This window comes from Synechococcus sp. UW86, from assembly GCF_900474085.1.
GTDB lineage: Bacteria > Cyanobacteriota > Cyanobacteriia > PCC-6307 > Cyanobiaceae > Parasynechococcus.
On sequence record NZ_UCNU01000017.1, the window covers coordinates 483,516 to 496,347 of the forward strand.

Annotated in this window: 12 protein-coding genes; 2 read left to right on the forward strand and 10 right to left on the reverse strand. The window is 61.7% G+C overall.

The annotated features are described in order from the left end of the window. The first annotated feature begins 41 nt into the window (after window positions 1–41). Window positions 42–1,424 (forward strand): geranylgeranyl reductase, encoded by a 1,383-nt coding sequence (gene chlP / locus DXY04_RS11125; protein WP_114989068.1) that lies wholly within the window; start codon window positions 42–44, stop codon window positions 1,422–1,424. A gap of 49 nt (window positions 1,425–1,473) precedes the next feature. Here the strand turns inward: chlP and DXY04_RS11130 are convergent, their stop codons facing one another. Both DXY04_RS11130 and glyS read right to left on the reverse strand, forming a co-directional pair. Beyond that, complete coding sequence (locus DXY04_RS11130) at window positions 1,474–1,659, reverse strand: hypothetical protein (protein ID WP_115162248.1); 186 nt, start codon at window positions 1,657–1,659, stop codon at window positions 1,474–1,476. 89 nt (window positions 1,660–1,748) lie between these two features. Beyond that, window positions 1,749–3,914 (reverse strand): glycine--tRNA ligase subunit beta, encoded by a 2,166-nt coding sequence (gene glyS, locus DXY04_RS11135; protein WP_115162108.1) that lies wholly within the window; start codon window positions 3,912–3,914, stop codon window positions 1,749–1,751. 88 nt (window positions 3,915–4,002) lie between these two features. On the opposite strand from glyS, the gene DXY04_RS11140 reads away from it, so the two are divergent. Further along, complete coding sequence (locus tag DXY04_RS11140; RefSeq protein WP_115162249.1) at window positions 4,003–5,745, forward strand: NADPH-dependent assimilatory sulfite reductase hemoprotein subunit; 1,743 nt, start codon at window positions 4,003–4,005, stop codon at window positions 5,743–5,745. Here DXY04_RS11140 and DXY04_RS11145 read toward each other — a convergent pair. The 8 genes from DXY04_RS11145 to DXY04_RS11175 all read right to left on the reverse strand — a co-directional run bounded on the left by DXY04_RS11145 (window position 5,709) and on the right by DXY04_RS11175 (window position 12,805). Then, window positions 5,709–6,410, reverse strand: a complete 702-nt coding sequence (locus DXY04_RS11145) for a M15 family metallopeptidase (protein ID WP_115162109.1) — start codon at window positions 6,408–6,410, stop codon at window positions 5,709–5,711. The two genes, DXY04_RS11140 and DXY04_RS11145, sit on opposite strands and share 37 nt — an antisense overlap. A gap of 22 nt (window positions 6,411–6,432) precedes the next feature. Continuing rightward, the gene (gene recG / locus DXY04_RS11150; protein WP_115162110.1) at window positions 6,433–8,949 is read right to left on the reverse strand and encodes an ATP-dependent DNA helicase RecG; all 2,517 of its coding nucleotides are present in this window, start codon (window positions 8,947–8,949) and stop codon (window positions 6,433–6,435) included. Further along, entirely contained in the window at window positions 8,904–9,467 is a 564-nt protein-coding gene (locus DXY04_RS12490; protein WP_244278671.1) for a hypothetical protein, read from the reverse strand. The genes recG and DXY04_RS12490 overlap by 46 nt, the downstream gene beginning before the upstream one ends. Before the next feature lie 49 nt (window positions 9,468–9,516). Beyond that, a complete protein-coding gene (locus DXY04_RS12495) occupies window positions 9,517–10,026 on the reverse strand; it encodes a hypothetical protein (protein ID WP_244278672.1) in 510 nt (169 codons plus the stop codon). A 5-nt stretch (window positions 10,027–10,031) separates the two neighbouring features. Then, the gene (gene tsf, locus DXY04_RS11160) at window positions 10,032–10,694 is read right to left on the reverse strand and encodes a translation elongation factor Ts (protein WP_038555235.1); all 663 of its coding nucleotides are present in this window, start codon (window positions 10,692–10,694) and stop codon (window positions 10,032–10,034) included. Between the two features lie 84 nt (window positions 10,695–10,778). Then, window positions 10,779–11,495 (reverse strand): 30S ribosomal protein S2, encoded by a 717-nt coding sequence (gene rpsB / locus DXY04_RS11165; RefSeq protein WP_006850376.1) that lies wholly within the window; start codon window positions 11,493–11,495, stop codon window positions 10,779–10,781. Between the two features lie 130 nt (window positions 11,496–11,625). After that, window positions 11,626–12,558, reverse strand: coding sequence for a glycosyltransferase family 2 protein (locus DXY04_RS11170; RefSeq protein WP_115162111.1), 933 nt, complete (start codon window positions 12,556–12,558; stop codon window positions 11,626–11,628). A gap of 91 nt (window positions 12,559–12,649) precedes the next feature. Further along, window positions 12,650–12,805: a hypothetical protein gene (locus DXY04_RS11175; RefSeq protein WP_006850288.1), complete on the reverse strand. Its 156-nt coding sequence runs from the start codon at window positions 12,803–12,805 to the stop codon at window positions 12,650–12,652. Window positions 12,806–12,832 lie beyond the last annotated feature (27 nt).

Sequence of the window (12,832 nt, forward strand, 5' to 3'; positions counted from 1 at the left end):
AGTGATAGCTTCACAAAACAATCCAGCGGAGACGGGCTGAGATGTTGCGAGTTGCGGTGATCGGTGGTGGCCCAAGTGGCTCCTGTGCTGCCGAAATTCTGGCCAAGGCGGGAATTGAAACTTGGCTGTTCGAGCGCAAACTCGACAACGCCAAACCCTGTGGTGGGGCCATTCCGCTTTGCATGGTCGAAGAGTTCGACCTGCCCGACGAAATCATCGACCGCAAGGTCCGCAACATGAAGATGATCTCCCCTTCCAACCGGGAGGTGGACATCAAGCTGGACCCCCTGGGTTACGACGAAAACGCCTACATCGGCATGTGCCGTCGTGAGGTGTTCGATGCCTTCCTGCGCAACCGCGCCGCCGATCTGGGCACAACTCTGATCAACGGCCTGGTGCAGAAGATCGACACCGGTGCAGACCGTCAGGGCCCTTACACCATTCATTACGCCGACTACAGCGGTGGCGGCCCCACCGGTGAGCAGAAGACCCTGGCCGTGGATCTGATCATCGGTGCCGATGGCGCCAACTCCCGGGTAGCGAAAGCCATGGATGCCGGCGATTACAACGTGGCCATCGCCTTCCAGGAACGGATCAAGCTTCCTGCTGAGGAGATGACCTACTACGAAGATCTGGCTGAGATGTACGTCGGAACAGACGTCTCTCCCGACTTCTATGCCTGGGTGTTCCCCAAATACGACCACGTGGCCGTGGGAACGGGAACCATGCAGCAGAACCAGAGCCTGATCAAGGGTCTGCAAAGGGGCATTCGTGAACGGGCCAACAAGCGCCTGTTCCAGGGCGAAGTGATCAAGGTGGAAGCCCATCCGATTCCTGAGCACCCCCGTCCGCGTCGGGTTGTGGGCCGTATGGCCTTGGTGGGCGATGCAGCGGGCTACGTCACCAAGAGCTCCGGGGAAGGCATTTATTTCGCTGCCAAGAGCGGCCGGATGTGTGCCGAAGCGATTGTGGAAATCTCCAACAACGGTGCCTCCATCCCCACTGAAAAGCAGATCAAGTCGACCTACCTCAAGCGCTGGGACCGCAAATACGGTGCCACCTATGCGGTGCTCGACATCCTGCAGCGAATCTTCTATCGCAACGACGCTGCCCGGGAAGCCTTCGTCGAGATGTGCGACGACAAGGACGTGCAGAAGCTGACGTTTGACAGCTATCTGTACAAACGGGTGGTGATGATGAACCCCTGGCAGCAGATCAAGCTCACCCTCCGCACCCTGGGCAGCCTGATCCGGGGCGAGGCTCTGGCTCCATCCGTCTACAACCCTGTTCCTTCGGCCGTTGGCCGTTCCGACGGTGATTTCCTGGCGGAGGAAGCGGCCCAGCAGATCAAGGCTCAGGCTGGCGAATCCAAGGAGGGGAACTCCAAAGGTTCCGAGTCGAAGGAAAAGGCCGGCGTCTCCTGAGGGAGGCCGGCCCTCAACATCTCTGCAACACCAATGACAATGCCTCTGGTCAGTTGCGTGACTCGATCGCCTTGCCAGCGGCATCCTTGATCCGCTCAATCCCCTGCTCAATGTTCTTGGCGGGGGATGTTTCTTTCTTGGTCGTCGACCAGACGTTGACGGCGTAAACGGCGGCAGCAGCCAAGATCAGCGCCGCAATCACGCTGCCCAGACCATTTCCTCCCTGACGGATCACCACAGGCGGCTGGTTTGTGGTCGTCTATTGATCAGACATTGCGGCTCAAGCGGCTGGCCCCTGCTTAGCCGCAGAGGCCAGGGCTGCCTTCATTTGGATTGAATCGATTCAAATTCGGCCAAGACCGAAGCCTGATTGCGCAGGACCGCCAACAGGTTGAGGCGGTTGAGCCTCAGCGCGGCATCGTCGACCATCACCATCACGCTGGTGTCACCATCAAAGAAGGCCTGAAGCGCCGGGGTTGCCGCGACGAGGGCATCGGCAAGGGCCTGATAAGACCGCCGCTGAGCCAATGGCTGCAGCTGCTCGAGAACTGCGAACAGATCCTTCTCACTGGCGGACTCGAACCGTTCGGCCTCAACCACTTCGCCGGCCACAAGCTGATCGCGTGCCAGATCACCTTTTTCGGCAAGCTTCGCTGCCCGCTGCACCACCGCCTGGACGGCATCCAGCTGACCGCTGTCCCGAAGGTCACGCAACAGTTGAATCCGCTGCTTGACATCCAGGGGATCACTGAGCAGACGCTGGCTAGAGACAGCATCACCAGCCACAGCCTGCACCAGATCAGGCGCAAAGCCGTCGTCTTCCAGTTGAGACACGATCCGCTGCCGCATCAGCTGACAGAGGTCGTTATGCAGTTGGCTGGCATCCACCGCAAAGGCCGGGAACAGAGCAGCCCACTCCTCCACGGCGTTGCTGAGGAAGGCCATGAGGTCTAGGCGCCAGGCCATGCCCCAGAGAATCTGCACAACACCATTGCCGGCCCGCCGCAGGGCATAGGGGTCGGAGGATCCGGTTGGTCGCTCTCCCTTGGCAAAGATGCTGAGCAGCAGCTCGAGCCGTTCCGCCAAGGCCACTACGGCTCCCGCGGGGGTTGCGGGCAGAGCATCACCGGCTCCCCGGGGCAGATAGTGCTCCACCACAGCAAGAGCAACATCGCGGGGTTCTCCCTCCTCCAGGAGGTATTTGCCTCCCATCAGGCCCTGAAGTTCAGGGAACTCACCCACCATCTGGCTAACCAGATCGTTCTTGCAGAAATGAGCAGCACGCTGGGCCGCATCCACCACGCTCTGATCAAGACCGAGTTGCTTTAACAGCAGGCCCGTAAGCCGCTCGATTCGCTCGGAGCGGTCCAGAAGACTTCCCAGGCCCTCGGCGAAGGTGACACGGTCGAGGGCTTCACGCCGGGATTCGCTGGACTGACGCCGGTCAACATCGAGGAAAAATTCGGCATCCGCCAGGCGAGCTCCAAGCACGCGTTCATTGCCGCGAACAATCAAGGACGACGCCGGGGCCAGGCCATTGCCCACCAAAAGGAACTGGGGCCGAAGCACAGCCTCAGCGGTAAGTCGGAGCGGATCAGCCTCCAGACCAGGCACCTGCAGCGGCACATAACGCTGGTGGGCCTGCATCACCGTGCTGATCACCTCCGGAGGAAGCTGCAGGAACCGCTCAGCAATGGTTCCCTCGAGAATCCTGGGGTCTTCAACCAGGTCCACCAGTTCCTCAAACAGCGACTCCGGACAGTCGGGAGTTCCGTTAGCGGCCTGTGCCGACTGGTCCAGGCTGGCACGAATTCGTTTGGCCCGCTCCGAACGATCGACAACAACGCCAGCGGCGGCAAGGGTCTCTCCAAACTGCTCCGCTGATGCGATGGAGAGGGGCTCGTCACCATGGAGACGGTGGGCACGGCTGAAACGATCGCTGCGGACCTCAGGGTCAGCGCCGCCCAGCACCACCGGGATCACCTCTGAACCCTTCAGCGCCAGCAGCCAGCGAATGGGGCGGCTGAAGCGCTGGGCTCCGGTGCCCCAGCGCATGAACCGCCGCCCCTGCAACGCATCAATCCATTGGGGGATCAGCCCCTGGAGCAGTTCAACGCAGGCTTGACCGGGGGTGAGCACGGTTGCGAAGACACAAGGCCCCTTGGGAGTGTCACGCTGCTCAAGAGCTGAGGGATCAACCCCGCAGCGCTTGGCGAAACCGATCGCCGCTGGCCCTGGGATGCCGTCCTTAAAAGCCTGAGCCACGGGAGGGCCCTTGCGGTCTTCCTCAAGATCGGGTTGGCGGTCCTCCAGATCAGCAACGGAGACCACCAGACGCCGGGGGGTGCCGAACACCGACACCGCTCCATGGCCAAGCCTTGCCTCACGCAGATCACGGCTCACCCGTTGCTGCAGCTGGTCAAGCGCTTGCCTGACGAAATCGGCAGGAAGCTCCTCGGTGCCGATTTCCAGAAGAAAGGTTGCCGTCACGCCATGGTCAGAGCCGGAAGCGACTGTATTGGAAGCCGTTTCGCTACGTTCAAATCAAGAAATCCTTTTCGGGGTGGGGGAAGGCTCCTTGGCAGTGGCGGAAACAGGAACTCAATCGCTGTCCAAGGCGGAGCAGCGCAAGCTGGACAGCGACCATCTACGCGACCCGTTGTTGAGCGAGCTCAGCAACGACGATGTTCGCTTCACGGAAGATGCCGTTCAACTGCTGAAGTTTCACGGCAGCTACCAACAGCACCACCGCGAACTGCGCAAGACGGACAAGGTTCGCAGCTGGCAGATGATGCTGCGGCTGCGCAGTCCGGGCGGACGCATCCCTGCCCGACTGTTCCTCGCACTCGATGACCTCTCCAACCGCCTTGGGGACGGAACTCTGCGGGCCACCACCCGTCAGGCCTTCCAGATGCACGGCATCGCCAAAGCCGACCTGAAAGAGGTGATCGGCACCATCGTTCGCAACATGGGCTCGACCCTGGCGGCCTGCGGGGACATCAACCGCAATGTGATGGCACCACCAGCTCCTTTTGAGAAAGGCGGCTATCCCGTGGCACGGCGCTTGGCCGATGAAATTGCTGATCTGCTCAGCCCCGAAGCGGCCGAGGGGGCCTATCTGGACCTCTGGGTGGATGGTGACCTGAGTTATCGCTTCAAGCCCAGCCGAGCCGTTCAGAAGGCCAGAAAGCGCCAGAGCGAGGGCGGCGTTTTTTCCGGCAGCACTGAGGAACCTCTCTACGGAGACACCTACCTACCCCGGAAATTCAAGGTGGCCGTCACCGTGCCGGGGGACAACTCTGTTGACCTGCTCACCCAGGACATCGGCCTAGTGGCCTTCACCGACCCCTCCGGCGATCTGCGGGGCTGCAACGTCTACGTGGGCGGTGGCATGGGCCGCACCCACAACAAGGAGGAGACCTTCGCCCGCACGGCGGATCCTTTGGGTTACGTCGATGCTGCCGACGTTCTGGATGTGGTTCAGGCGATCCTGGCGCTGCAACGGGATCACGGTGATCGGGAGGTGCGCAAGCACGCCCGCATGAAGTATCTGCTGCACGACAAGGGAATCCAGTGGTTCCGCGACACCCTGTGCGCGACCTATTTCAAGGGAAGCCTCAAGGGGCTGCGCAATGAGCCCAAGGCCAAGCTTTTGGACTATCTAGGCTGGCATCGCCAGAAGGCAGGGATGTGGTTCGTGGGACTTCCACTGCTCTGTGGCCGCCTGAACGGAGATCTCAAGGCAGGGCTGAGGGAGCTGGTGGAGACCTACCAGCTGGAGATTCGCCTCACCGCCAACCAAGACCTGCTGCTGTGCAACATCGGCACCTCCCAGCGAGCCAGCATTCGTACCCAGCTGGAAGCCCTCGGGTTTGAGGTGCCTGAAGCCCCAGCACCTCTGGCCAGGCATGCCATCGCCTGCCCAGCTCTACCCACCTGCGGGCTCGCCATCACCGAATCTGAGCGCATTCTTCCGGATGTTCTGGATCGCCTCGATGCCCAGCTGCGACGGCTCGAGATTGAGAAGTCCCTGCTTGTAAGGATGACCGGCTGCCCCAACGGCTGTGCCCGCCCCTACATGGCGGAGCTGGGCTTGGTGGGCAACGGTGTTAACCAGTACCAGCTGTGGCTCGGCGGCACCCCAAATCTCCAGCGTCTGGCGCGCCCTTACCTGGAAAAACTGCCCTTGGATGATCTGGAGACAACCCTTGAACCGCTCCTCCTCAGCTGGAAAGCCGCCGGTGGACGTCGCAGCTTCGGGGACCACATCGAGAAGCTGGGTGATCAGGAAGTGAGCGCGCTGTTGACGGCCTCGGCGTAGACCGCCACAGCTGCACCCTTCCGCCAAGCCCAGAGCTGATCGCCGAACGAGTAGTGCCACCACTCGTTCGGATGCTGAGCAAAGCCGGCTGCTCCCATCACTTCAGCCAGCAACTGCCGGCGTTGATGCCAGCGCCGAGCTTCGGGATCCTCCCGACCGGAGTAGTGCTGCGGTTCAGACACCGCACCAATGGCATCAATCTCTCCCCCCATGGCCAGCGGCGTTCCATCGCTGCTGCTGAGGGTGAGATCAACAGCAGCACCGGTGCTGTGGGGAGGCGGGGTCGCAGGATCCCGACTGGGAGCAGCCCAGAAGCGCCCCACATCGGCCACCACCTGATCGAAGGCGTGCCCTGAGCGTGCTTCCACGCCGCGTTCACGGCAGAGTTCAGCAATACTGCGTTCCACCATGAAGGCTTGCACGGCGATCGGCCGCCAGGCATCAAAAATGCTCAAGCGCAGGCGGGGATCGTGCTCGACCAGCTGCTGCTGAGCATCAAGCAGGCGCTGAACGACCCCCAGGCGCAATTGAAAGGGATTCCCCGACGTCCCATAGGGAGCCCCCAGCGCCATGTACGGATGAGGCTCCATCCGCAACAAAGCGGAAGGCAGCGCTTGCAAAGGCTCGCCGCACTCTTCGATTGGAATCGGACTCCAGGGGCGCATCGAATCGCGGCAACGGGATGGATCAGTTCAAGGGGGTGCCACCGCTGAGGCGACGCTGCTGGGCCTCCAGGGTCTCGCGCAGCAACGGGTGCTGCGCGAGCTCAGGATCGTTGTTCAACAGCTCCTGGGCGGCTGTTCGTGCGTCCTCCAGCACAGCACCATCATCAGCAAGGCTGGCCAGGGCCAGATCAGGCAGGCCCGATTGTCGGGTTCCCAGCACCTGGCCAGGCCCCCGCAAGCGCAGATCCATCTCGGCGATCTCGAAGCCATCGGTAGAGCGCACCAGCACATCCAGACGCTGGCGGGCCAGGGGATTGGAGCTGCCATTGATCAACAGGCAATGGGAGGCAGCGGCGCCACGGCCAACGCGCCCCCGCAACTGATGCAGCTGCGCCAGGCCGAAACGTTCGGCATGGTCGATCACCATCACGCTGGCTTCAGGCACGTCCACGCCCACTTCCACCACCGTGGTCGACACCAGCACCTGAGTCGTGCCAGCAGCGAAATCGGTCAGCACCGCCTGCTTTTCAGCACTAGAGAGACGCCCATGCAGCAAACCAACGGCCAGATCTGGGAACACCTCCGAGGCCAATTCAGCGTGAACTTCAACGGCTGAGCGAAGCTCGAGCTTTTCAGACTCGTCCACCAGAGGCAGAACGACATAGGCCCGCTGGCCCAGCTGCACCTCCTCACGGATCAACTCATAGGCCTTCTCGCGCTTTGCGGCCGTGAGCATGCGGGTGCGAATCGGTGTTCGCCCTGGCGGCAATTCATCGATCTGGCTGACATCGAGATCCCCATGCATCGAGAGCGCCAGGGTCCGAGGGATCGGTGTTGCCGTCATGGTGAGCAGATGGGGCTGCAAGCCCTTGTTGAGCAGGCGATCCCGTTGATGCACACCGAAACGGTGCTGTTCATCCACCACCACCAGCCCCAGGCGGTTGAAAACGACAGGATCCTCGAGCAAGGCATGGGTGCCCACCAGCACCTTCAGCGAACCGTTGGCCAGGTCATCCAGTAGCTCCCGACGGCGGGGCCGCGGCGTGGATCCCGTCAGCAAGGCGACGCTCACATGGAGCTGCGGCAGCCACTGACAGAGGTTGCGGTAGTGCTGCTCGGCCAACACCTCCGTGGGGGCCATCAGGGCCCCCTGCCAGCCCGAGGCAATGGTGCTGAGCAACGCTGCAATGGCAACCACTGTTTTGCCCGAGCCCACGTCACCCTGCACCAGACGGGCCATGGGTTCGCTGCGCGCCAGATCGGCTTCGATCTCCTGAAACACCCGTTGTTGGGCTGCGGTGAAGCGGAAGGGCAGAAGATCCATGAACTCCCCCACCAGCCCATTGGCACTGGATTGGAGATCCAGGTCCGGACCCGTCCGGGAGCGCAGCGCCTGGCGTCGGCGCAACAGACCGAGCTGCAGGAGCAAAAACTCATCGAACACCAGCCGGCGCCGTCCCCGATCGAGGCTTTCGCGGTCCTTGGGCGCATGCAGGGCCTGCAGGGCCTCCGACAGTGCCGGCAGCTGGAATTGCCGCTGCATCGCGGCGGGGAGAGGATCAGGCCACGATGCCGCGAGGGGCAGGACCTGATCGATCAGGCTGCGGAACCGATCCGCGCCAACTCCTTCGGTGAGGGGATACACCGGGAGAAGCCGGCCGATGCTGGGGGATTTGACCGGAGACGAGGGGCTGTCCAGCACCTCGATCAACGGATCCTGAAAGGTGATGCCGTAGGGGCCGTCTTTCACCAGACCACTGACGGCCACGGTGGCACCAACGGGGTAGAGACGCTGCTGGCCCTTGAGGTAAGCCGGAGAACTGAAGCGTTTGCCCGCCAGGAAACGGCTCACCTTCAGGCGACCGGTCGGGTCCTGCAGCTGGAGCTCAATGATGGCGAGGTTGGTGTTCCGTGGGCTGACGAATCCGTTGCAACGGCGAATCATGGCGACGATCGTGGCTGTTTCCCCCGACACCAGCGCCTCAATGCGGCGCATCGCGGAGTAATCGACATGATCACGGGGGTAATAGCGGAGCAGGTCACGCACCAATAGCAGGCCGATCGAAGCCAGCCGTGCCGCGAATTTCGGACCCACACCACGGATCTGGGTGATGGGACTATCGAGCTGCAGTGGTGAGCTGGCACGCTGCTGGGGCGACGCCTGAACCTTGAGGCGTGGCGGTGCCATTGGAGCCGAGGGTTCCAGGCGATGGCGCAGCTCATGCAGCCACTGACGGGCATCGGCGACCAAGCGACGGCGGGCCGGATCAGCGAGCTCCGGATAGTCGGCAAAGCCAGAGCTGAGCTTGGACATGCGCTCACTGACCCCCTGGGGGAAGGGAACGGCCGGAGGCGCTGCGAGTTGCTGCTGCAGAAAGGCGTGAAAGCGCTGCTGGCGACCCTGCAGATTCTGAAAACCACGGTCGGCCTCCAACCCCAGCGAGCGTTGAAGGGGAAGCATCCAGTTGAGGAGCAGCGACAGCTGCTCGCTGGTCAGTCCCCGCTCAGCTGCTGCGTTGAATCCGATGGGGTCTGCCAATGGGTCCGGGCCTCACGATCCAGGGAGCGACGCTGCCAATGACGCTGCTGCCGCACCATTGTGAGCAGAGCATGGTGGTGAGCGCGCAATCGTTTGCGGCACTGACGCAGACGTGGGCTGTCGAACTCCAGATCGTCGCTGCGTAACAGCACGCAGAGCACGTCCATGCCCTGGTCGAGCTCACCGACGGCCAGAGGGAGGCGCAGGCGAAGCACGTTCGTGGCGGTTGGCTGCGTTTCGACCTGCCCCTTCAGGACAGCATCCAGAAGGCTGATTGGAAGAAGGGTCTGGGCCAGTCCTGACCGCAGCATCTGCACATTCAACGCATGGGACAGGTTGCGAAGGCGTCGCTCAAGCGCCTGATCCATGGCCTGGATCCAATGCAACAGCGCATCCGGTTCATTCGGAAGGAAGTGGTCGTTGCCGTCCACCGAAGGATCAAGAACAGCACCGGGATCAAGGGGCTGTTGGGCCTGCTGCATCGCATCACCGGCCAGCTCGAACAGTGAGCGGAGCACATCCAAATCACCTGAAGATTTGTTGTCTGCGGGTTCTGGGACCGGTTCTTTAACGGGATCCGGGGAAGCCGTCCTCGGGGGGGGATTCAAGCGGTGAAGCCAAGCTCAACTGAATGGATCCGCTCGGTTCTTCCCGTGGGAGCTCAGAGGTGGGTGGCTCGGGTTTAGGCGCACTCTCCTGGGACTGGCGACTGAGTTTCTGCAGCATGCTTCTGCTGGCATGGGCCTGCTGGCGCCGTTGCTCCTGCTGCATCTGCCCCACCAGCTGCATCAGCTGCTCAACTGTGAGCAGAACGCTGCAGCGGTCGATCAGGTCTGTGACCGATGCATGGAAATTCTGACGGGTCGACTCCGGCAGTCGACCAAAACGGGAGGGATCAACCTCACCGAGAAGATTGAACAGGGCCTGACGGGTGGCTCCTTCCAGCAGTTCCCGCAGCACCTGAAGATATAGAGCCTGTTCCCTGTACAGGGCGATGGCCCGCAGCCGGCACAACCGTTGAAGGCGTGCCAGCTGTTCTGACGGGTCGTAAGCAGGCCTGACGTCCGGGTCGGACAAGGGAATCAGCCGGCGTTCTGCATGGACGCCACTTCAGCAGCGAAATCGTTCTCTTCCACCTCGATGCCCTCGCCCAGGGTGTAACGGGTGAAGCGACGAACTTTCACGTTCTCGCCGATCTTGCCAGCGGTTTGCTTGACGAGGTCAGCAACGGTGATGGAGCTGTCCTTGATGAAGGGCTGCTCCATGAGGGCGAGTTCCTTGAGGCGCTTGCCGATGCGGCCCTCAACGATCTTTTCCTTCATCTGCTCAGGCTTGCCCTCGAGATCGTCACGACCCATCTCGATCGCCTTTTCCCGCTCACGGATCTCGTCGGGAATCTCGTCGGTGGTGACGTACTCAACGTTGGGGCATGCCGCCACCTGCATGGAGACATCACGCAGCAGCGACTGGAACATGTCGCCCCGGGCCACGAAGTCGGTTTCGCAGTTCACCTCAACCAGCACACCCACGCGGGCACCGGTGTGGATGTAGCTGCCGATGGCACCCTCGGCGGCGGTGCGGCCGGATTTCTTTTCAGCGCTGGCGATGCCTTTCTGGCGAAGCCACTCAACGGCCTTGTTGGCATCGCCTTCCGTGGCGGCCAGGGCCTTTTTGCAATCCATCATCCCCGCGCCGGTCTTGTCGCGCAGTTCTTTGACAAGCTTGGCGGATACGGCAGCAGCCATCGGTCGGAGCAGTGAGAAGGGAAATTGAGTCGCCGCCGATTCCCTGATTGGAATCAGCGGCGTGAACTTAGCGGTGAGAGGAGATCAGCCTTCGCTGTCGCCACCACGCTGATCGTTGGAACCGTGGCGGCCCTCATTGATCGCATCGGCCAGACGGCCCAGGATCAGTTGCACAGAACGAACGGCGTCGTCGTTGCAGGGAATCGGCACCTCACAGAGGTCCGGATCACAGTTGGTGTCCAACATGGAAACCAGGGGGATGTCGAGCTTGCGGGCTTCGAGCACCGCATTCGACTCACGACGCTGGTCCACCAGGACCACAACATCGGGAAGGCGACGCATGTTCTTGAGGCCACCCAGATACTTCTGAAGACGCTCAAGTTCGCGACGCAGCACCGCACCTTCCTTCTTGGGGCGCATGGCGATGGCGCCGCTGGACTCCATCCGCTCCAGATCCTTGAGACGGTCGATCCGCGCCTTCATGGTGGTCCAGTTGGTGAGCATGCCGCCCAACCAGCGCTGGTTCACGTAGGAGGCTCCGCAGCGGGCGGCTTCCAGCGCCACAACTTCAGAGGCTTGCTTCTTGGTGCCAACGAAGAGGAAACGCTTGCCGCTGCGTGCAGCAGAACGGGTCCACTTGTAGGCGTTGTTCATGCAGACGGCGGTCTGCACGAGGTCGATGATGTGAACGCCGTTGCGCGCGCAATAGATGTAGCGCGACATCTTGGGGTTCCAACGACGAGTCTGGTGCCCAAAGTGAGCACCAGCCTCCATCATCTCGGCGAGGGTGACGACAGCCATGGTTTGAGGGTTTCGGGTTCGCCTCCACCTGCCAGGGACCTGAACAACCAGCAGGAGCTGGTCTCACGGTGCACCCGAAACGGGCAGGTGTGCGGAGTGAAAGGACCTATAGAAGGTATCAAAACGTTGATCAGCGAAGCCCTGCCGCTCTGGCTTCACGGAACAGGGCACGCACACCGATGCGATTGAGGGGCAAACGAAGCAACTCCATAGCCGTTCCGGGATAGCCATGCCGGATCAGCCAACGGAGCAGCGGGCGAAGGCTTGAGGGATTGATCAGCCCACCGAGGGTGAGCACTTCCCAAAGGATGCGATGGAACCAGGTGAACTGAATGATCAACCGCACCCGCCTGGTGGGATGTTTGCGGTAAAAAACAAGCCCCATACGGGCCCGTTCACCCTCCACTTCCACAAGTCGGGGGATCTGGTCGAGACTCAGGGCGGGGTGCCAGTGATAGCCGACAGCGTCCGGGCACTTCACCAACTCAACCCCCATCCGCCGCAGACGCTCACCCAGTTCCAGGTCCTCCCAGCCGTAGAGGCGGAAACCGGTGTCAAACAGGCCTGAGCGCTCCAGCACCTGCCGATCGATGGCCACATTGCCAGTAGCGAAATAAGCCCAGGACAAGTCTCGTAATTTGTGGCGCTCCGAGCAGGGTGCTTCGAAGTTGGCGGTGTTGATGACAGCGCCGTAGGTGAAGCAGAGCCGATCACCGCGCCGTTGCCAGCACCGCTGCAACGCCCGTGCATGGGTGGCCAGAAAGGTTTCTGTGACCACCAGATCGCTGTCGATGAAGACGATCACATCGCCACGGGCGTGATCCACACCGCGATTTCGGCCCTCGGCAGGACCACCGTGCTCCTGCTCGATCAGGCGCACATGGGGAAAACGCTGGGACTGCTCGCTCAGCCATGATGGCGTTCCATCGGTGGAACCGTCGTCAACCACAACAACCTCGTAGTCCTGAAGAGCTCCAGCAAGCTGCTGATCTTCCAGTGCCGAGAGGCATTTCTCGAGGATCGGGCGTCGGTTGTAGGTCGGAATAACGACGCTGACGAACATCGCGACGGCCGATGCAAATGGCCACCCACCCTACGAACAACAAAAAAGGGGCCCGCAGGCCCCCTTTTTGATGCATGGTCTGATCCGTTGATCAGTCGGCGGCACCACCGTTGTTGGCGGTTCCGGTCACACCGTTACCAGCGCCTTCACCACGGCCATCGTTCCGCATCTTGCGCTTCTTGAACTTGCGCGCGTAGGCGCGGTTCCGCTCCTGCTTTTCTTTCTTCAGGTTTCTGCGCTTGGCCATGCGGAACTGCGGGCTCTGATGTCAACT